Origin of the sequence: Bradyrhizobium sp. 149 (assembly GCF_023073915.1) — a bacterium.
Taxonomy (GTDB): Bacteria; Pseudomonadota; Alphaproteobacteria; order Rhizobiales; family Xanthobacteraceae; genus Bradyrhizobium.
On record NZ_JADPKK010000022.1, the window covers coordinates 1,296,254 to 1,315,403 of the forward strand.

Annotated in this window: 17 protein-coding genes; 9 read left to right on the plus strand and 8 right to left on the minus strand. The window is 65.5% G+C overall.

Features of this window, described 5'->3' with window-relative positions; translation table 11 throughout:
• Positions 1-86: 86 nt before the first annotated feature.
• From IVA88_RS23910 to IVA88_RS23920, 3 genes are all read left to right on the plus strand, one after another.
• Positions 87-1,346 (plus strand): MFS transporter, encoded by a 1,260-nt coding sequence (locus tag IVA88_RS23910; protein ID WP_247499613.1) that lies wholly within the window; start codon positions 87-89, stop codon positions 1,344-1,346.
• 92 nt (positions 1,347-1,438) lie between these two features.
• The gene (locus tag IVA88_RS23915) at positions 1,439-1,771 is read left to right on the plus strand and encodes a DHCW motif cupin fold protein (RefSeq protein ID WP_247499614.1); all 333 of its coding nucleotides are present in this window, start codon (positions 1,439-1,441) and stop codon (positions 1,769-1,771) included.
• Between the two features lie 259 nt (positions 1,772-2,030).
• The gene (locus IVA88_RS23920) at positions 2,031-2,240 is read left to right on the plus strand and encodes a cold-shock protein (protein ID WP_007592195.1); all 210 of its coding nucleotides are present in this window, start codon (positions 2,031-2,033) and stop codon (positions 2,238-2,240) included.
• A gap of 150 nt (positions 2,241-2,390) precedes the next feature.
• On the opposite strand, the gene IVA88_RS23925 is transcribed toward IVA88_RS23920, so the two are convergent.
• Both IVA88_RS23925 and IVA88_RS23930 read right to left on the minus strand, forming a co-directional pair.
• Positions 2,391-3,692 carry an RsmB/NOP family class I SAM-dependent RNA methyltransferase gene (locus IVA88_RS23925; protein ID WP_247499615.1) on the minus strand — a complete coding sequence of 434 codons (1,302 nt, stop codon included), beginning with the start codon at positions 3,690-3,692 and terminating at the stop codon, positions 2,391-2,393.
• Positions 3,693-3,726: 34 nt separating this feature from the next.
• Positions 3,727-4,149 (minus strand): MAPEG family protein, encoded by a 423-nt coding sequence (locus tag IVA88_RS23930; RefSeq protein ID WP_247499616.1) that lies wholly within the window; start codon positions 4,147-4,149, stop codon positions 3,727-3,729.
• A gap of 167 nt (positions 4,150-4,316) precedes the next feature.
• On the opposite strand from IVA88_RS23930, the gene IVA88_RS23935 reads away from it, so the two are divergent.
• Entirely contained in the window at positions 4,317-4,976 is a 660-nt protein-coding gene (locus IVA88_RS23935) for an acriflavin resistance protein (protein ID WP_247499617.1), read from the plus strand.
• 54 nt (positions 4,977-5,030) lie between these two features.
• Here the strand turns inward: IVA88_RS23935 and IVA88_RS23940 are convergent, their stop codons facing one another.
• The 3 genes from IVA88_RS23940 to guaB form a co-directional block, all read right to left on the minus strand.
• Positions 5,031-5,351: a hypothetical protein gene (locus IVA88_RS23940; protein ID WP_247500400.1), complete on the minus strand. Its 321-nt coding sequence runs from the start codon at positions 5,349-5,351 to the stop codon at positions 5,031-5,033.
• A gap of 151 nt (positions 5,352-5,502) precedes the next feature.
• Positions 5,503-6,525 carry an NADP-dependent oxidoreductase gene (locus tag IVA88_RS23945; protein WP_247499618.1) on the minus strand — a complete coding sequence of 341 codons (1,023 nt, stop codon included), beginning with the start codon at positions 6,523-6,525 and terminating at the stop codon, positions 5,503-5,505.
• 254 nt (positions 6,526-6,779) lie between these two features.
• Positions 6,780-8,270 (minus strand): IMP dehydrogenase, encoded by a 1,491-nt coding sequence (gene guaB, locus IVA88_RS23950; protein WP_247499619.1) that lies wholly within the window; start codon positions 8,268-8,270, stop codon positions 6,780-6,782.
• A gap of 400 nt (positions 8,271-8,670) precedes the next feature.
• Between guaB and IVA88_RS23955 the strand changes: the two genes are divergently transcribed.
• Positions 8,671-10,161, plus strand: a complete 1,491-nt coding sequence (locus IVA88_RS23955; RefSeq protein WP_247499620.1) for an MFS transporter — start codon at positions 8,671-8,673, stop codon at positions 10,159-10,161.
• Between the two features lie 100 nt (positions 10,162-10,261).
• Here IVA88_RS23955 and IVA88_RS23960 read toward each other — a convergent pair whose 3' ends face one another.
• A complete protein-coding gene (locus IVA88_RS23960; protein ID WP_007592230.1) occupies positions 10,262-10,948 on the minus strand; it encodes an RlmE family RNA methyltransferase in 687 nt (228 codons plus the stop codon).
• A gap of 1 nt (position 10,949) precedes the next feature.
• Positions 10,950-12,020 (minus strand): Ppx/GppA phosphatase family protein, encoded by a 1,071-nt coding sequence (locus IVA88_RS23965; protein ID WP_247499621.1) that lies wholly within the window; start codon positions 12,018-12,020, stop codon positions 10,950-10,952.
• Positions 12,021-12,229: 209 nt separating this feature from the next.
• Between IVA88_RS23965 and IVA88_RS23970 the strand changes: the two genes are divergently transcribed.
• Positions 12,230-14,602 carry a xanthine dehydrogenase family protein molybdopterin-binding subunit gene (locus tag IVA88_RS23970; RefSeq protein WP_247499622.1) on the plus strand — a complete coding sequence of 791 codons (2,373 nt, stop codon included), beginning with the start codon at positions 12,230-12,232 and terminating at the stop codon, positions 14,600-14,602.
• A 122-nt stretch (positions 14,603-14,724) separates the two neighbouring features.
• Here IVA88_RS23970 and IVA88_RS23975 read toward each other — a convergent pair whose 3' ends face one another.
• Positions 14,725-15,525 (minus strand): hypothetical protein, encoded by an 801-nt coding sequence (locus tag IVA88_RS23975; protein WP_247499623.1) that lies wholly within the window; start codon positions 15,523-15,525, stop codon positions 14,725-14,727.
• A gap of 141 nt (positions 15,526-15,666) precedes the next feature.
• On the opposite strand from IVA88_RS23975, the gene IVA88_RS23980 reads away from it, so the two are divergent.
• From IVA88_RS23980 to IVA88_RS23990, 3 genes are all read left to right on the plus strand, one after another.
• The gene (locus IVA88_RS23980) at positions 15,667-16,164 is read left to right on the plus strand and encodes a YaiI/YqxD family protein (protein ID WP_247499624.1); all 498 of its coding nucleotides are present in this window, start codon (positions 15,667-15,669) and stop codon (positions 16,162-16,164) included.
• An 8-nt stretch (positions 16,165-16,172) separates the two neighbouring features.
• The gene (locus IVA88_RS23985) at positions 16,173-17,978 is read left to right on the plus strand and encodes an ATP-binding cassette domain-containing protein (protein WP_247499625.1); all 1,806 of its coding nucleotides are present in this window, start codon (positions 16,173-16,175) and stop codon (positions 17,976-17,978) included.
• 64 nt (positions 17,979-18,042) lie between these two features.
• Positions 18,043-19,122 (plus strand): alanine racemase, encoded by a 1,080-nt coding sequence (locus tag IVA88_RS23990; RefSeq protein ID WP_247499626.1) that lies wholly within the window; start codon positions 18,043-18,045, stop codon positions 19,120-19,122.
• The last annotated feature ends 28 nt before the right edge of the window (positions 19,123-19,150 follow it).

Genomic DNA, 19,150 nt, shown 5'->3' on the forward strand with positions numbered 1-19,150 from the left:
TCCAAGTTGGTCTTAAAATAGGACTAGACAATGCGGTGCGCAACTGGTCTCATTTAAAGACTAGATTAAACGTGCCGGAGACGACAATGACAAACCACGACACCGCGACGGCCGGACCGATCAAAGCCGACGACACGGCCGGGCGCGGACTCTCGCGCGGGATGGCGGTGTTGCTGGCGCTGACCTGCGGCCTGAGCGTCGCCAACGTCTATTTCGCGCAGCCGCTGCTCGATGCGATGGCGCACGATCTCGGCATCGACCCCGCCGCGATCGGGATGGTGGTGACGTTCACCCAGGTCGGCTACGCGTTCGGCCTGATCCTGATCGTGCCGCTCGGCGACCTCTGGGATCGCCGCAGCCTGATCGTCGGCCAGACCGTGCTGTCGGCCATCGCCCTTGTCATGGTCGGCACCGCCTCGCATGCCGCCGTGCTCCTTGCGGGAATGGCGCTGGTCGGCGTGCTGGCCGTCGTCGTCCAGGTCCTGGTCGCCTTTGCCGCGACGCTGGCCACACCGGACGGGCGCGGCCGCGCGATCGGCACCGTCACGAGCGGCGTCGTCGGCGGCATCCTGCTGGCGCGGTTCGCCTCCGGCGCGCTGGCAGATTTCGGCGGCTGGCGAATGGTCTACCTGGTCTCGGCCGGCCTCATGCTCGCCATGGCCGCGCTGCTGCTGCGCGTGCTGCCGCGCGGCCGGCAATCGGTGCTGGCCGGATCCTCTTATCTGTCGCTGTTGCGCTCAACCGCCTCGCTGTTTGCCGAGGAGCCGATCCTGCGCGAGCGCGCGCTGTTTGCGTTTTTGATCTTCGCCAATCTCAACGTGTTCTGGACGTCGATCGTGCTGCCGCTCTCGGCACCTCCCTTCGCGCTGTCGCACACCACGATCGGATTGCTCGGCGTCGCCGGGCTTGCCGGAGCGCTCGCGGCGCGCAATGCCGGGCGGCTTGCTGATCTCGGATGGGGCCAGCGCACCACGGGGCTGTCGCTGCTGCTGATGCTGGCCGCCTGGGCTGCGATCGCCTGCCTGCAAACGTCGCTCTGGTTGGTCGTCGCCGGCGTGATCATGCTGGATCTGGGGCTCCAGGCCGTGCATGTGACGAGCCAGAGCCTGATCATCGCCGCGCGCCCCGATGCGGCGAGCCGACTGGTGGGCGGCTACATGGTTTTCTACTCGGTCGGAAGCGCGATTGGCGCGATTGCGTCAACGATGGTGTACGCAATGGCTGGCTGGACCGGCGTCTGCGTGCTCGGCGCGGGAATCAGCGCCGCCGCGCTGCTGGTTTGGGTCATCATCGCAAGCAGGATGCCGGTGACGGCGGATTGCGCGCTGACGCATTTCCAAAAATGAGGGCCGCAAAATAAATAAGGGCAGCAACGATGAGGACTATGGCGAACGCATCCGATAACAACAGCACTGCCGGAACGAGACAGGACATCGCCATGAAACTCCCCACCTCCCCCTTCACCGTCACCGACTGGAGCAAGGTCGAACCGACCATCCATCCCGGCGAGACCGGGCAGGCCCAGTGGCGCACGCTCAACATCGGCGATCTCCGGGTGCGGATGGTCGAGTATTCGCCGGGCTATCTCGCCGACCATTGGTGCGATCGCGGCCACGTGCTCTACGTGCTGCAAGGCGAGCTCGACAGCGAGCTCCGCAACGGGCGCAAATTCAAGCTCACGGCGGGGATGAGCTACCAGGTCTCTGATTTCGGCGACGCCGCGCACCGGTCCTCGACCGTGACGGGGGCGACGCTGTTTATCGTCGATTGACGCACCCCGGATGGGTTAATTTGCAGCGCAAAATAGCAAGATTTAGCGACATCCCGAGTTGCGGGTGGTGCCTTGAAGTGGCCCCAAAATCTCGCTATATTGTGATCATCGATACTTGGCCGAACGACTGGGCCGCTTCGCTTCGTTGCTGACGGGCGCGCACGCTTCAGATGATTTCTCCAACATCGACTGATCAGGATTATGGGCGCAATGGTGCGTACCGGTCCGCGTGTTAACTTCTTAAGCAAAGGAAATCCCCATGGCTATGGGCACCGTGAAGTGGTTCAACAATCAAAAGGGCTTTGGTTTCATTCAGCCGGATGACGGCGACAAGGACGTGTTCGTGCACATCAGCGCCGTCGAGCGCGCTGGCCTCTCGACCCTCAACGAGGGCCAGAAGGTCTCGTTCGACATCGTCGCCGATCGTCGCAGCGGCAAGTCCTCCGCTGACAATCTCCGCGTCGGCTAATAGCCCGCGCAGCACTTCTGACCACGGACGTACCGGTTAGAAGCGCTGAGACACTAAACCCCGCGACCGGGTTCCGGTTCGCGGGGTTTTGTTTCGGCGAGACTGTCATTCGGGCTCGCCCCTCGGGCGCCCCCCGGAATGACGGCGGACTCAGCTGACCTTCTTCAGAACCGAGACAAAGAACCCGTCCGTCCCTGTCCGCCGCGGCGTCATCAACCAGCCTTCGGCCGACTGCAGCGCAGCTTGCGCAAACTCCTCCGCCTTGTCCCAGAGCACGCTCGCGGTCTGCTCGGGCGGCACCACCGCGAACTCGCGGTGGCGGCCGGTGAACGCCCTCACCTGCTCGCCGTTCTCCTCTGAAAGCACCGAGCAGGTGATGTAGGCGATGCGGCCGCCGGTCTTGACCAGCGGGACCGCGCGCTCGAGCACCTCCGTCTGGTCCCTCAGGCGAATCTCCAGCGCGCCCGGCCGCATGCGCCATTTGGCGTCGGGGTTGCGACGCCAGGTTCCGGTTCCCGTGCAGGGCGCGTCGATCACGACGAGGTCGGCGGTGGCGCTGATGTCGGCCAGCGGATCGGCCTCGCCTTTGGGCGTGCGAACATCGGCATTGTGGACGCCGGCGCGCGACAGGCGCTCGTGAATGGGAACAAGCTGCCGCTTGTCGCTGTCGGTCGCGATCAGCCGGCCCTTGCCCTGCATCATCGCGGCGAGCGCCAGCGTCTTGCCGCCGGCCCCCGCACAGAGATCGATCACTTGCTCGCCGGGCTTTGCGGCGGTCAGGGCAGCGGCAAGCTGCGACCCCTCATCCTGCACTTCAACAGCGCCCTTGATGAAATCCTCTTCGGCCTGGATGCCGGGATTGCGCGCATCGGCCAAAAGCTCGATGCGCAGGCCCGTCGCCGACCAATGCGTCGGTTTCGCATGAAGATGAGCAAGCGCCCCCAGCACCTTGTCGCGATTGGATTTTAGCGTGTTGACGCGCAGGTCGAGCGGCGCCCGGCTCGCCATCGCGGTCGCCTCCGCGACGCGCTCTTCGCCGAACGCTTTTTCCAAGTACGGATCCAGCCATTGTGGATAGTCGCCGGCGATCGCGGCCGGAGCACCTTCAAGGGATCGCGAGGCGAGCGCGGCCTGCTCGGCCTCGGTCAACGGCGCGGGGGCAAAGCGGCTGCCGTCGAATAGCGCACCCATGGTGGCCGCGTCCATGTTGCGCTCGAGGCGAAGCATGCCGATCAGCCGCGCCCGCGCGGTGTCGGCGTCCATCAGGTACGCGCTCGAGGCATAGCGGCGCAGCACGTCCCAGACGAGGCCGGCGATGGCGGCGCGGTCGCCGGAGCCGGCGAAGCGGTGCGCGGTGCCCCACTCCTTCAGTGCCTTGGCCGCGGGCACGCGGTCTCTCTCGATGATGTCGATCAGTTCGATGGCTGCGGACAGCCGGGCAGCGGGAGTCATTTGAATCTTTCAGATCAAATCCGACGACTAACCGTCAGATCAACAAGAGCATCTTCAGGGCGAAATAGACCCACATCGCGAGCAGCACGAGCACGCCGGCGAGCCAGATCGTGGAGCGCCGGCCGAGATTGTTGGAGGAGACGAAGATTCCGGCATGGACGAAGCGCGTCACCACGAACACCCAGGACATCAGCACGATGAAGAGATCGGCATGGCGCAAGGGGAGCGCCAGCGCGATCAGGGCGTAGAACAGCACCGGCAGCTCGAACTGGTTGCGGTAGCAATTGGCGATTTGTGTGGCGCCCTTGGGCCAGTTGGGCTCACCGAGCGCAATGTCGCGGCTCTTGGTCTCGCCGGAGACGAGCGCGCGCCGTCGTCCCAGCGCCATGGCGATCAGGAGCGCGAAGGTGAGACCGACCTGCACGAAGACCGGCAGCAAAACCATTTGAATGGACATCGGAATTTCCCGGGATCGTCCCATCCGGCGGAAGGCACAGCTGGCGTCCATTAGCCGTCACCGCTGTTCCTGACAATCAACGAGTTGAACCGGCGTTCCCGATGAGGCGACCAACTGTCGATAGTTAAAGCGATTTTGCCCCCTGGGGCGCAAGGCGAGCGACCGCCATGAACACCCTCTTCAGCCAGATCGCCGGCCTGATCGGCGTTTTGACCGAATCCCCTGACGGCCGGTTCGGCATCCTGATGTCAGCACTATCAGGGATCGCGACGGCGCTCGCGGTGACGCTGGCGATGACGGTCTACTTCCGAACGAGCTATCGGACTTGGCGCGATGTCCTCAGGCATGGCCTCGCTACGCTCGCCGCCCTCACCCTGTTCGCCTTTGCCGCCTACGACATGCGCCATGCCGCGCTGGCCTATCTCGGCCTCAATCCGTCGAAACCCGCGGTCGAGTTCGAGATCCGCATGCCCAGGGAAACGCTGGGGGCGGCGTCCGACACCCAGATCGAGCTGCATACCGACCGCAACCAGACGCTGGCGGTCGTCGACGGCGTGCGGGAGCTCGGCGATGGCAGCTCCGTGCTGCGGGGCGCGGTGGCGCTCAACCACCGTACCGCGGACCGCGTGCTGGTCGTGAACCTGCCCGGCAAGGGCACCTTCGAATTCCGCCTCCGCCTGCCGGCCGAGCCGCATCGATCCGAGCAGTTTGGCGCGCAGTTCGGCCCTCAGTTCGGCCCTTGGCACCTCGCCGACCGCATCGCCTCGCCGCTGGCGGGCCCGGTCGCGCCGCAGGACGCTTACACGATCCGCTACCGCGTGCTTTAAACATTGTCGATCGCTCCAGGATGGGCGGCGAGCACTGCACTGCCGGTTTGCTGCTCAAGCAACGCTCTTGAGATCCTGCTGGATCGCGGCAAGCAAGGACTGCAACGCCTCGCTGCTCACCGGCTTGGCCCCGGTATTGGCAGACTGAGCCTTGGCAGGCTGAGCCTTGGCAGGCTGAACATTGGCGGGCCGCACGGCTTTGACCGGACGCCTGGGGAATGGCGGCTTGGGTGTGGGCATCGCAGAGTGCGCGAACACGTCCTCGGTGTGGACGAACCTGCCATGGATGACGTCGTCGCGGCGGCCCATGACAAACATGGTCGCCCAATAACCGGCAGCCAGCAGAATTACGCAGAAAACAACAAGCTCTAACATCATCGCACCTGAAATATGCGCAATGATTCAACGCCTTCCTCGGGCCGTCAACGAACCGACGGTCACACCTGCGGCTTTTGCCGGCAGGTGTGGCCGATCGGTCACTCTTTGTTAACCATACCCGGCCCCAGAGGGGGCCGGGAGCAGCGGATCAAGCCCTATCCGGCCCGACCCGCACCAGCTGCTTGCCGAAATTGGCGCCCTTCAGGAGCCCGATAAAGGCCCCGGGCGCGCTCTCCAGGCCCTCGGTGACGAACTCCTTGTACTTGACCTTGCCGTCGCGGACCCAGCCGGACATGTCGCGCAGGAAGTCGCCATGGCGGGAGGCGAAGTCGGAGACGATGAAGCCGCGGAAGGTCAGCCGCTTGGTCAGGGTCGCGCGCATCATGCTGGCGGCCCATTTCGGCGGCTTCGATTCAGTGTCGTTGTAATGGGCGATGAGGCCGCAGACCGGCACGCGCGCGAACGGGTTGAGCAGCGGGAACACCGCTTCGAACACGGCGCCGCCGACATTCTCGAAATAGACGTCGATGCCTTTCGGGCAGGCATCCTTCAGCCTCGCCGCCAGATCGCGATCACGGTGATCAAGGCAGGCATCGAAGCCGAGCTCCTTGACGACGTAGTCGCATTTGTCCTTGCCGCCGGCGATGCCGACCGCGCGCGCGCCCTTGATCTTCGCGATCTGTCCCACGGCCGAGCCGACCGCGCCGGAGGCGCCGGCGACGACGACGGTCTCGCCTTCCTGCGGCTTGCCGATGTCGAGCAGGCCCGTGTAGGCGGTCATGCCGGGCATGCCGAGCACGCCGACAGCCGTCGAGATCGGCGCGATCTTCGGGTCGATCTTGTTCAGCCCCTTGCCGTCGGAGATCGCGTGCGTCTGCCAGCCGGCGCGCGAGAGCACGATGTCGCCCTTGGCGAAGTTCGAATTGTTGGAGGCTGCGACCTCGCAGACTGTACCGGCCTCCATCACGCCGCCGACTGGCACCGGCGTCGCGTACGACGGACCGTCGCTCATGCGGCCGCGCATATAGGGATCGAGCGAGAGCCAGATGGTGCGCAGCAGGACTTCACCTGGCGCGGGCGTCGGCACAGCGAATTCCTCGATGCGGAAATCGGACGGCTTTGGCTCGCCGACGGGACGCGCGGCGAGAACGATGCGTTTTGCTTGGGACATGGTGGCTTCCTCCGGAGTTTTCTTCGCCGCGAAGCGAAGCGGAGGGAGCGGAGCGCGTCAATACAAAACGATTGGAGTGACCGGCGCTGATGCGCGCGCGTCTCTCGTGTCCCGAACGCGCCGCAGCGCCCATGCGCTGCTGCGCAGAGCCGGGACCCAGATAGCCAGATGCAACGAGGCGGAGAGATAGGCCCCGGCTCTGCAAACGCACCGCAAGAGCGCCGCGCTGCGTCCGGGGCACGAGACCCGCGAGACTAACCGCCGCCCGGATAGTTCGGCGCCTCGCGCGTGATGGTGACGTCGTGGACGTGGCTTTCGCGCAGGCCGGCTCCGGTGATGCGCACGAACTGCGCCTTCTTGTGCAAGTCCTGGAGGTTGCCTGCACCGACGTAACCCATGGCGGCGCGCAAGCCTCCGGCGAGCTGGTGCATGACGTTGCCGACCGGACCCTTGTAAGGCACCTGACCCTCGATGCCTTCGGGCACGAGCTTGAGCGTGTCCTTGATGTCCTGCTGGAAGTAGCGGTCGGCCGAGCCGCGCGCCATCGCGCCGACCGAGCCCATGCCGCGATAGGCCTTGTAGGAGCGGCCCTGCCACAGGAACACTTCACCGGGCGTCTCGTCGGTGCCGGCGAGCAGCGAGCCGACCATCGCGATGTCGGCGCCGGCAGCGAGCGCCTTGGCAAGGTCGCCGGAGAACTTGATACCGCCGTCGGCGATGACGGGAATGTCGGACTTCTTTGCAGCTTCCACCGCATCCATGATCGCGGTGAGCTGCGGCACGCCGACACCGGCGACGATGCGCGTGGTGCAGATCGAGCCCGGGCCGATGCCGACCTTGATGCAGTCCGCCCCCGCATCGATCAGCGCCTGCGCGCCCTCTGATGTCGCGATGTTGCCGGCAACGACCTGCACGGAATTGGACAGGCGCTTGATGCGGTTGACCGCATGGAGCACGTGACGGGAATGACCGTGCGCGGTGTCGACCACGACGAGATCGACGCCGGCATCGATCAGCCGCTCGGTGCGCTCGAAGCCGCTGTCGCCGACCGTGGTGGCGGCGGCGACGCGCAAGCGGCCCTGCGCATCCTTGCAGGCCAGCGGATGGGCGACCGCCTTCTCCATGTCCTTCACGGTAATCAGGCCGACGCAGCGATATTGCTCGTCGACCACGAGCAGCTTCTCGATGCGGTGCTGGTGCAGCATCCGCCGCGCCTCGTCCTGGCTGACATTCTCGCGCACCGTGACGAGACCTTCATGCGTCATCAGCTCGGAGATTTTTTGCTGGCGGTCGGTGGCAAAGCGGACGTCGCGGTTGGTGAGGATGCCGACCAGCTTGCCCGGCGTGGACTTGCCCGCACCGGTGACGACGGGAATGCCGGAGATGCCGTGATCGCTCATCAGCTTGAGCGCATCGTCGAGGCTGGCCTCGGGACTGATGGTGAGCGGGTTCACCACCATGCCCGACTCGTAGCGCTTGACCTGCCGCACCTGGGCGGCCTGCCCTTCGGGATCGAAATTGCGGTGGATGACGCCGATGCCGCCCGCCTGCGCCATGGCGATCGCCATGCGGGCTTCCGTGACCGTGTCCATGGCCGAGGCCATGATCGGGATGTTGAGCGGAATGGCGCGGGTGACGCGGGAGCGGATGTCGACCTCGCCGGGCATGACGTCCGACAGGCCCGGCTTCAACAGCACGTCGTCGAACGTGAGGGCTTCGCGAATGCCTTGTTGCACCGTGGCCATGTGCCAACTCCTTCCGCGGCCCTGCCGCAAATAGCTATGGATGAGCGCCGCCCTCGGCGTACCTTGCGGCATCGCCGGAGAATCGGAGCCCATCGGTGGGGTTGACGCGGGTCGATAGCACGGGTGGGTGACGAATCAAAGCAAATCGGACCGCTGGCCAGCCATGCACGGGCTTTTTAGGCAAATTCAGCGGGGATAGCCCGGCGGCGCAGAGGCTGGGTGAACCGCGTGCATCACCTCCCCCTGCCGGCAGATCATCGCGGTCTACGGCACCGGGCTCACCCACCTCGGGGTCACGCAGGATTTAGGTGCCATGCGTCGATCCGCAATGGCCGCGGCCCGGCGGCGGTGATAAGCCGCAATTCTCGCCCTTCTTTCCGATGTCCATTACCGATCCGTCATGGTCGACAAGCAACGCATCATTCCGCTGATCGTGGCCACTGCTCTCTTCATGGAGAACATGGACTCGACGGTCATTGCCACCTCGCTGCCCGCGATCGCGGCCGACATCGGCACCAGCCCACTGACGCTCAAGCTCGCGATCACCTCCTATCTGCTGTCGCTTGCGGTGTTCATCCCGGCGAGCGGCTGGACCGCCGACCGGTTCGGCGCGCGGATGGTGTTTGCGATCGCCGTCGGCGTGTTCATGGTCGGCTCGGTCGGCTGCGCGCTCTCGACCTCGGTCACCGATTTCGTGTTCGCGCGCATCCTGCAAGGCATGGGCGGGGCGATGATGACGCCGGTCGGGCGCCTTGTGCTGTTGCGGTCGGTCGACAAGAGCGCGCTGGTCAATGCGATGGCGTGGGTGACGGTTCCTGCCCTGATCGGGCCCGTGATCGGGCCGCCGCTCGGCGGCTTCATCACCACCTATGCGTCCTGGCACTGGATCTTCCTGATCAACATTCCGATCGGGCTGCTCGGCATCTTCATGGCCTTGCGCTTCATCGATCCCATCAAGAGCGAGGAACGAGAGCCGTTCGATCTCTACGGCATGGTGCTCGCGGGCCTCGGGCTCGCCGGCATTGCCTTCGGGCTATCGGTTGCCGGACTCAATCTGCTGCCGTGGAGCACGATCGCCGCCCTGGTCGTCGGCGGATCGATCTCGATGACGCTGTATGTCCTTCACGCGCGACGAACGGGATCGCCGGTCCTGGACTTTACGCTGCTGAAGCTGCCGACGCTGCGCGCGGCCATTTTCGGCGGTTTCATGTTCCGGCTCGGCATCGGCGCGCTGCCGTTCCTGCTGCCGCTCCTGATGCAGATCGGCTTTGGCCTGTCGCCGTTCAAATCCGGCCTCGTCACGTTCGGCTCCTCGCTCGGTGCCATGGGCATGAAGGCGCTGGCCGCGCGCATCATCCGCGCCTTCGGCTTCCGCAATCTGATGACGGTGAACGCGATCGTCAGTGCAGTTTTCCTCGCCGCCTGTGCGCTTTTCACCGTGACGACGCCGCTGCTGATCATCATGATCATCCTGGTGGTCGGCGGCTTCTTCCGTTCGCTCGAGTTCACCGCGATCAATACGGTTGCCTATGCCGAGGTCGAGAACGCGCAGATGAGCCGCGCCACCACGCTGGTCAGCGTCAACCAGCAGCTCGCCGTCTCGGCCGGCGTCGCCGTCGGCGCAGCGTCCGTGGAGACAACGATGTGGCTCAGTCATGTCAGCGAGCTCAACGCCACCGTGTTCGCGCCGGCCTTCGTCGTGATCGCGCTGACCTCGGCGGCATCGAGCTGGTTCTTCTGGCAGATGCCTGCGGACGCCGGCCACGAAGTCTCGGGCCGCAAGGCGGTGGAGATCGCGAGCCGCAAGGGTGCAGGCAAGGGCGCGGCTAAGGCAGCCGTCAAGGCGGCGACCGAGGATACGCAGGACGTACGGGATCAGCGGCTGGGGTAGTCTCTCTTCTCGTCATTGCGAGCGCAGCGAAGCAATCCAGGCTGTCGCCGCGGAAAGATTCTGGATTGCTTCGCTGCGCTCGCAATGACGGAGTTTGTTGCTATTCCGTCGCCCCGCCCCGAAATCCCGTCGCGAGCACGTAGCGCTCCGAGGAATCCGCACGGCTTGCGGCCGGCTTCACATGACGCACGGTCGCGAAATCGCGCTTGAGCTGGGCGAGCAGCTCGGCGTCAGCCCCGCTCTGGAACGCCTTCGCCAGGAAGGTCCCGCCCGGTTTCAGCACGTCGCAGGCGAACGCGGCGGCGGTCTCGATCAAGCCGACGATGCGAAGCTGGTCGGTCTTGCGGTGGCCGGTGGTGTTGGCAGCCATGTCGGACATCACGATGTCGGCGCCGCCGTCGAGCATGGCCTTGAGCTTGTCCGGCGCGTCATTGTCCATGAAGTCGAGCTGTGCGAACTCGACGCCGGCAATCTCGGGGATTTCCAGCAGGTCGATCGCGATGACCTTGCCCTTGCCGTCGACCGAGCCGACCCGCTTGGCGGCGATCTGGCTCCAGCCGCCCGGCGCAGCGCCGAGATCGACCACGGCCATGCCGTGCTTGAGCAGCCGGTATTTGTCGTCGATCTCGAGCAGCTTGAACGCCGCGCGCGAGCGATAGCCCAGCGCCTTCGCCTTCACCACATAGGGATCGTTGAGCTGCCGCTCCAGCCACAGCTTGGACGACAATTTGCGCTTGCCGTGGGTCTTGACCTGGACGTGCAAGCGGCCGGTGGTGTCCTTGGCCATCTCACCAGCTCCTGAGCGCGCCGTCTTCGCGCATCATCTCGACCAGCATGCCCTCGCGCAGGCCCCGGTCGGCGACGCGCAGGCGCGGCAGCGGAAAGGCGCGGCGGATCGCGTCGAGGATGGCGCAGCCGGCCAGCACGAGATCGGCGCGCTCGACGCTGATGCAGCTGTTCGCCGCGCGCTCCTCGTAGCTCATGCCGAGCAGCTTGCTGATGGTCGCGGTGACGTCGGTATCGTTCATCCAGACGCTGTCGATGCGGCGGCGGTCGTAGCGCGCGAGATTGAGATGGATGCCGGCGAGCGTCGTCACAGTGCCTGACGTGCCGAGCAGATGCATATCGGTGAGATCGCCGCCATGCTGTTCGGCGAACGGCGTGATGTGATGGGCGACCTCGCGCTCCATCGCGGCGTAGATCTCCGGCGTCACGTCGCGCCCGCCGAACTGCTCGGCAAGCGTCACCACACCGAACGGAATCGACATCCAGGCCTTTATGCGCGGCTCCGGATTTGCGGCGTCGCGCTCGATCCGCACCAGCTCGGTCGAGCCGCCGCCGATGTCGAACAGGATCGCGCCGCGCCCCCTGGGATCGACCAGCGGCGAGCAGCCGAGCACGGCGAGCGCCGCCTCGGTCTCGCGGTCGATCACCTCGAGCTCGATGCCGGTCTCGGCCGCGACGCGGCTGCGAAAACCCTCCGCATTCGAGGCGGCGCGGCAGGCTTCGGTGGCGATCAGCCGCAGCCGCCGCGCCTTGCGCAGGTTGATCTTGTCGCGGCAGATGCCGAGCGCTACGATGGCGCGCTCGATCGCGGCCTCGCTGATGCACCCCGTTGCCGAGACGCCCTCGCCGAGGCGGATGATGCGCGAGAAGGAATCCACCACGCGAAAACCGTCGTGGGTCGGACAGGCGATCAGGAGCCTGCAATTGTTGGTGCCGAGGTCCAGCGCTGCGTAGACGCCGGTTCCCGGCGCTTGCGCGCCGACGGCCGGTTCAGTGGCGAACGCCACCGCCGCCATCGACCCCAGCTCACCGTGCGGCGCAAGGCCGTCGCGGAGCCGCGTGTGGTCATTCATACAAACTGTCTTTCCGCGGCCGCTTGGGCCGAGCTGGAATTGCTTTTTCGCCTCAAACATTAGCAGCGCGTCAATCCTGCGCAACAACGCATCACATGGGACCATGCCCATTCGTGCGTTGTCGTGAACCGGCCGGTGGGTTATCTCAGCAGGATCCGGTCCCCCGCTGCCGCGAAAATGCGCAAATGCCGGCTTTTCAGGTCATTTCCATGCAAGAACACACCAAATCCTCCACGCTCGAAAACGCTATTGCACTGCAAAAATATGGCGTCGGGCAGCCCGTCCGCCGCAAGGAGGACGACACGCTGGTGCGCGGCAAGGGCCGCTACACCGACGATTTCAACCTGCCCGGCCAGGCCCATGCTGTCGTTGTCCGCTCCACGCATGCCCACGGGATCATCCGCGGCATCGGCACCGATGCCGCCAAGGCGTTGCCAGGCGTGCTGGGGGTCTGGACCGGCAAGGACCTCGATGCCGCCGGCTATGGCCCCTTCACCTGCGGCCTGCCGCTGAAGAGCCGTGACGGATCCCCCCTGCGCCAAACCAATCGCCAGCCGCTGGCGACCGACAAGGTGCGCTTCGTCGGCGATCCCGTCGCCTTCGTCGTGGCTGAGACGCTGGCACAGGCACGCGACGCCGCTGAAGCGGTTGAGCTCGATATCGAGCCGCTGCCGGCGGTGACGGAGCCGGAGGAAGCCGCCCAGCCCGGCGCGCCGCTTCTCTATGACCACATCCCGAACAATGTCGCGCTCGACTACCACTATGGCGACACCGACAAGGTGAACGCGGCCTTCGCAAGTGCCGCGCACGTCACCAAGGTCGACATCGAGAACACTCGCGTCGCCGTGGTGTCGATGGAGCCGCGCGTGGGGCTTGCCTCATACGACAAGAAGACGGAGCGCTACACTCTTCAGGTGCCGACGCAGGGCGTTGCGGGCAACCGCGCCAATCTCGCCAAGAACCTGAAAGTGCCGAACGAGAAGGTGCGCATTCTCACCGCCAATGTCGGCGGCTCCTTCGGCATGAAGAACATCAACTACCCCGAATACATGTGCATCCTGTACGCGGCCAAGACCCTGGGACGGCCGGTGAAGTGGCTCGACGAGCGCTCGACCAGCTTCCTCTCCGACAGCCACGGCCGCGCGCAGAAGATCCATGCCGAGCTGGCACTCGATGCCGAGGGCCATTTCCTTGCGGCGCGGCTGTCTGGCTACGGCAATCTCGGCGCCTACATCACCGGCGTTGCGCCGAGCCCGCTCTCGCTCAACACGGCCAAGAATTTTGCCAGCGTCTATCGCACCCCGCTGATGGCGGTGGATATCAAGACGGTGCTGACCAACACCACGCTGATGGGCGCGTATCGCGGCGCCGGCCGGCCCGAGGCGAACTACTACATGGAGCGGCTGATCGACCGCGCCGCCGACGAGATGGGCATTAACCGGCTGACCTTGCGCAAGCGCAATTTCATCAAGCCGAACCAGATGCCGTTCCCGGCCTCCTCCGGCGTCACCTATGACAGCGGCGACTTCCAGGCTGTCTTCAACAAGGCGCTCGAAATCTCCGACCACGAGAATTTCGCCAAGCGCAGGAAAGAGAGCAAGAAGGCCGGCAAGCTGCGCGGAATCGCCGTCGGCTCCTATCTCGAGGTCACTGCACCGCCGAGCCCCGAGCTCGGCAAGATCGTGTTCGATCCCGATGGCTCCGTGCAGCTCATCACCGGCACGCTCGATTACGGCCAGGGCCACGCCACGCCGTTCGCGCAGGTGCTGTGCGAGCAGCTTGGCGTCCCCTTCGAGAGCGTCAAGCTGGTGCAGGGCGACAGCGACATCGTCCACGCCGGCAACGGCACCGGCGGCTCGCGCTCGATCACCGCGACCGGCATGGCGATTGTGGAAGCCTCAAAACTCGTGATTGAGAAGGGCAAACGCGCCGCTGCACATATGCTGGAGGCATCCGAAGCCGACATCGAGTTCGCCGGCGGCAGCTTTACCATCGCCGGCACCGACCGCAGCATCGACATCATGGAGCTGGCAAAACGCCTGCATGACGGCAAGATGCCGGAGGGCGTGCCCGACAGCCTCGACGTCGACCACACCAGCGAACCGGTGCCGTCGGCCTTCCCGAACGGCTGCCACGTCGCCGAGGTCGAGATCGATCCTGAGACCGGCGTGGTGCAGATCGTCCAGTACAGTGCCGTCAACGATTTCGGCACGGTGATCAACCCGCTGCTGGTCGCAGGCCAGCTCCATGGCGGTGTCGTCCAGGGCATCGGACAGGCGCTGATGGAGCAAATCCGCTACGACGAAAGCGGTCAGCCGATCACGGGCTCGCTGATGGATTACGCACTGCCGCGCGCCGAGGACGTACCGTTCATGACGGTCGGCGATCACCCGGTGCCGGCAACGACCAATCCGCTCGGCAGCAAGGGCTGCGGCGAAGCCGGCTGCGCCGGCAGCCTGTCGACGGTCGTGAACGCGGTGATCGATGCGCTCTCCGACTACGGCATCAAGCACATCGACATGCCGCTGACCCCGGAGCGCGTGTGGCGCGCCATCCAGGACGCGAAGGCGAAAGCGGCGTAGGGCATTGTCTCTCCGCCGTCATGGCCGGGCTTGACCCGGCCGTCCACGCCGTGAGGCACCAAGAACGTGGATGCCCGGGACAAGCCCGGGCATGACGATGTGGTGGCGCTGTGCCCCTTCGCCTACGCCGCCGCCTGCTCGCGGGGTTGGTAGATCGCGGTGTGCTGGCAATGGGCGAGCGGCGTCGTGCCGTTGGCGACCACCAGCGCGTCGAGCTCGACGAAGCGGTGGCCCTTCTTCTCGTAATTCGCGGTGACTTTTGCCCGCGCGGTGATCTCGTCACCGCCGCGTGCGGCTGACAGCAGCTGCATGCGGCTGCCGACATGGATCCACGGGCCGAGGATCGTATTGTCCACCAGCACGCGGTTCATGACGCGCTGGATCAGGCCGGGATGGCCGAGTCCCTCGCGCGCGAAGATCGGATCGGCCTCACGGATGTCGGCGAGATAGTCGGCCGCATCCTGCCCGGCCCAGCGCCGCGGCGTCGTGCCCAGCCATTTGCCTGTCTCGAAGATCGCGGGGCTGACCGGCTTGCGTTCGGCAACTACCGGGACTGCGATGTAGTCGCTCAACGACACCGCTGGCGCGATCGCCGGCAGCGATGCCGTGCCGGTGGCACAGAGCTCGGTGCGGCTGAACACCTCGATCGTGAGCAGGCCGTTGTGCTCGGTCGCATCAACGTCGGCGATCTCGCCGTCATAGACCGGCTTGATGAAACGCGCCTCGACCAGCCCGCGCGACAGGAAATCGCGGCCCCAGCGCGCCACCGGCACGTGCATCATGTAGGCGAACACGTCGACGCCCGGGACCAGCCCGCCGGAGAAGCCGAAGCGGCGCGCCACATTGTCGTCATGCATCTTGTTTTCGGATTGTTTTGCGGTGTTGTAGGCCTCGACGCGGTAGGTCTCGAGCCGGTTCGGCATGGCTTGGCTTTCCCCAAATTCTTGTTGTTTCGGGCCGATCGTAGGCCCTGAGGAACCGGGGTCAATCCCCTCGCCTTTGCAGCCCGAATGGGGTACCACGCGGCTGCTGCGAAACCACTTCGCAAGCCCTATCTACGGACAATGACGAACCCTCAACACACCACCCGCATCTATGTCGACGCCGACGCATGTCCGGTGAAGGACGAGATCTACCGCGTCGCCGGCAGGCACGGCCTGCCTGTGAGCGTGGTCGCGGGCAATTTCATCCGCGTGCCCCAGGATCCGCTGATCGAGCGGGTCGCCGCCGGCGCCGGCATGGACGCGGCCGATGACTGGATCGCGGAACGCGCCGGGCCCGGCGATATCGTCATTACCTCGGATATTCCGCTTGCGAGCCGCTGCGTGAAGGCCGGCGCCGACGTGATTGCGTCCAACGGCAAGGCGTTCACTGAGGAATCGATCGGGATGACGCTCGCGGTCCGCAACCTGATGACGGATCTGCGCTCGGCCGGCGAAGTCACCGGCGGTCCGAAATCGTATTCACCGCGCGACCGCTCGACGTTTCTGTCGACGCTCGACCAGACCATCCGCCGCATCCAGCGCCGCCGCGCCGATCAGGCCGCAACAAGACAGGACTGAGACACCGCATGGCGCCACCGCTGATTCAACTGCGCGATATCAAGCTGACCTTCGGCGGCACACCGCTCCTGGCCGGCGTCGAACTGTCGGTTTCGACCGGCGAGCGCGTCTGCCTGATCGGCCGCAACGGGTCCGGCAAGTCGACGCTGCTCAAGATCGCCGCCGGCCTGGTCGAGCCGGATGGCGGCAGCATTTTCGTGCAGCCCGGCGCCACCATCCGCTACCTGCCGCAGGAGCCGGATTTTTCCGGCTTCTCCACCACGCTGGCCTATGTCGAGGCCGGCCTCAATGCGGGCGACGACCATTATCAGGCGCGCTATCTGGTCGAACAGCTCGGTCTCAGCGGTGAAGAAGATCCGGCGCATGTCTCCGGCGGCGAAGCGCGCCGTGCTGCGCTGGCGCGCGTGCTCGCGCCTTCGCCCGATATCCTGCTGCTGGACGAGCCGACCAACCATCTGGATCTTCCGACCATCGAATGGCTGGAGGGCGAACTGGAGAGCCGCCGCTGCGCCCTCGTGATCATCAGCCACGACCGGCGCTTCCTGAGCAATCTCTCGCGCAGCACCGCCTGGCTCGACCGCGGCCAGATCCGGCAGATCGACCGCGGCTTCAGTGCTTTCGAGGCTTGGCGCGACGAGGTGCTCGCGGAGGAAGAGCGTGACCAGCACAAGCTGGACCGCAAGATCGTCAACGAGGAGCACTGGTTGCGCTACGGCGTCTCGGGCCGCCGCAAGCGCAACGTCAAGCGGCTCGGCAATCTCCACGCGCTGCGCGACCAGCGCCGCACCTATCGCGGCGCGACGGGCAACGCCAACCTCGCGGCCGCCGAAGCCGACAAGTCCGGCAAGCTGGTCATCGAGGCCAAGAACATCAGCCGGTCCTATGGCGAGCGAAAGATCGTCGATGGCTTCTCGATCCGTGTCCAGCGCGGCGACCGCATCGGCATCGTCGGCCCGAACGGCGCCGGCAAGACCACGCTGATCGAGATGCTGACCGGCAGCACCGCACCCGACAGCGGCAGCATACGGCTCGGCGCCAACATCGAGATGGCAACACTCGACCAGCATCGCGAAAGCCTCGACCCGAAAGCAACACTGGCCGAGGCGCTGACCGGCGGGCGCGGCGACCACGTCATGGTCGGCGGCAAGCCGAAGCATGTCGTCGGCTACATGAAGGACTTCCTGTTCGCCCAGGAACAGATGCGCACGCCGTTGGAGGTGCTGTCCGGAGGCGAGCGCGGCCGGCTGATGCTGGCACGCGCGCTGGCGAAGCCCTCGAACCTGCTGGTGCTGGACGAGCCGACCAACGACCTCGACCTCGATACGCTCGACGTGCTCGAGGAAATGCTCGGCGACTATGAGGGCACCGTGATTTTGATCAGCCATGATCGCGATTTTCTCGACCGCGTGGTGACGTCGGTGATCGTGCCCGAGGGTGACGGACGCTGGGTCGAATATGCCGGCGGCTACACCGACATGCTGACCCAGCGCGGCGCCGACGTGAAGCGCGCGACGGCGAAGGCCGCCGAAGAGACGAGAGAGGCGCGCCCCGTCGCGCCTTCCGGTGCCACCAAACGCCGGTTGACCTTCAACGAGCAACACGCGCTGGAGACGCTGCCCAAGACCATCGCCAAGCTGCAGGCCGAGATCGCCAAGCAGCAGCGCTTCCTTGACGACCCCGATCTCTTCCGCAAGGATCGCAAGCGCTTCGACCAGGCATCCGATGCTCTGACGAAGGCGCAAAAGGAACTGGCCGAGGCCGAGGACAAATGGCTGGAGCTCGAAGTGCGGCGCGAAGAGATTCAACAGGCCTAGCGTGCAATCCGCAAAAGTGGGCACCGCTTTTGCAAACGGAATCCGCGCCAACTCAGAGACTTCAATGACAACGATCCTCGCCGCCAAAATCGCCCGCGAATACGGCACGCCCTGCGCCGTCATCGACATGGACAAGGTCGAGCGCAACATCGCGCGGATCCAGAAGGCTTGCGACGACGCCGGGATCGCCAACCGTCCCCACATCAAGACGCACAAGAACCCCACCATTGCGAAGATGCAGATCGCGGCCGGCGCCAAGGGCATCACCTGCCAGAAACTCGGCGAGGCCGAGATCATGGCCAATGCCGGGATCGACGACATCCTGATCAGCTACAATCTGCTCGGCGAAGAGAAGATGGCGCGTCTAGGGGCGCTGCAGACGAAGGCCAACATGACGGTCGCCGCCGACAATTCGACCGTCGTCGCCGGCCTGCCCAGGGCTGCCGCCGCCTCGGGCCGACCACTGTCGGTCGTGGTCGAATGCGACACGGGGCGCAAGCGCGCCGGCGTCGAGACGCCAGCTGAAGCCATTGCGCTGGCGCAGCAGATTGCTGCATCCAAGGGCCTGCAATTCGCCGGCTTCATGATGTATCCGACCGAGACCGGCTGGGCGGACGCGCAAAGATTCTATGACGAAGCCCTGGCCGGCGTGCGCACGCACGGGCTGGATGCAAAAATCGTCTCGACTGGCGGCACGCCGAACCTGAAGAATATCGGCAAGCTCAAGGGCGGTACCGAGCACCGCTTCGGCACCTACATCTACAACGACCGCATGCAGGTCGCCGCCGGCTCCGCCACCTGGGACGACTGCGCGCTGCACATCTATTCGACGGTGGTCAGCCGCGCCGCACCGGAGCGCGGTATCCTCGACGCCGGCTCCAAGACGCTGACCACGGATACCGGCGGCCTCGACGGCCACGGCCTGATCCTGGAGCACCCCGAGGCCAAGATCGCGCGCTTCGCCGAGGAGCACGGCTTCCTCGACCTCTCCCGCAGCAACACCCGGCCCAATGTCGGCGACGTCGTGCGGGTTGTGCCCAATCATGTTTGCGTCGTCGTCAACATGATGGACGAAGTCGTGATGGTGCGCGGCGATGAGATCATCGGCACGCTGCCGGTGGCGGCGCGAGGGAAGTTGCGGTAGGGCTCCGTAGGATGGGTAGAGCGGAGCG

Coding starts and splice junctions, on each gene's coding strand:
- IVA88_RS23910 (WP_247499613.1), top strand. CDS start 87: ATGACAAACCACGACACCGCGACGGCCGGACCGATCAAAGCCGACGAC.
- IVA88_RS23915 (WP_247499614.1), top strand. CDS start 1,439: ATGAAACTCCCCACCTCCCCCTTCACCGTCACCGACTGGAGCAAGGTC.
- IVA88_RS23920 (WP_007592195.1), top strand. CDS start 2,031: ATGGCTATGGGCACCGTGAAGTGGTTCAACAATCAAAAGGGCTTTGGT.
- IVA88_RS23925 (WP_247499615.1), bottom strand. CDS start 3,692: ATGACTCCCGCTGCCCGGCTGTCCGCAGCCATCGAACTGATCGACATC.
- IVA88_RS23930 (WP_247499616.1), bottom strand. CDS start 4,149: ATGTCCATTCAAATGGTTTTGCTGCCGGTCTTCGTGCAGGTCGGTCTC.
- IVA88_RS23935 (WP_247499617.1), top strand. CDS start 4,317: ATGAACACCCTCTTCAGCCAGATCGCCGGCCTGATCGGCGTTTTGACC.
- IVA88_RS23940 (WP_247500400.1), bottom strand. CDS start 5,351: ATGTTAGAGCTTGTTGTTTTCTGCGTAATTCTGCTGGCTGCCGGTTAT.
- IVA88_RS23945 (WP_247499618.1), bottom strand. CDS start 6,525: ATGTCCCAAGCAAAACGCATCGTTCTCGCCGCGCGTCCCGTCGGCGAG.
- guaB (WP_247499619.1), bottom strand. CDS start 8,270: ATGGCCACGGTGCAACAAGGCATTCGCGAAGCCCTCACGTTCGACGAC.
- IVA88_RS23955 (WP_247499620.1), top strand. CDS start 8,671: ATGGTCGACAAGCAACGCATCATTCCGCTGATCGTGGCCACTGCTCTC.
- IVA88_RS23960 (WP_007592230.1), bottom strand. CDS start 10,948: ATGGCCAAGGACACCACCGGCCGCTTGCACGTCCAGGTCAAGACCCAC.
- IVA88_RS23965 (WP_247499621.1), bottom strand. CDS start 12,020: ATGAATGACCACACGCGGCTCCGCGACGGCCTTGCGCCGCACGGTGAG.
- IVA88_RS23970 (WP_247499622.1), top strand. CDS start 12,230: ATGCAAGAACACACCAAATCCTCCACGCTCGAAAACGCTATTGCACTG.
- IVA88_RS23975 (WP_247499623.1), bottom strand. CDS start 15,525: ATGCCGAACCGGCTCGAGACCTACCGCGTCGAGGCCTACAACACCGCA.
- IVA88_RS23980 (WP_247499624.1), top strand. CDS start 15,667: ATGACGAACCCTCAACACACCACCCGCATCTATGTCGACGCCGACGCA.
- IVA88_RS23985 (WP_247499625.1), top strand. CDS start 16,173: ATGGCGCCACCGCTGATTCAACTGCGCGATATCAAGCTGACCTTCGGC.
- IVA88_RS23990 (WP_247499626.1), top strand. CDS start 18,043: ATGACAACGATCCTCGCCGCCAAAATCGCCCGCGAATACGGCACGCCC.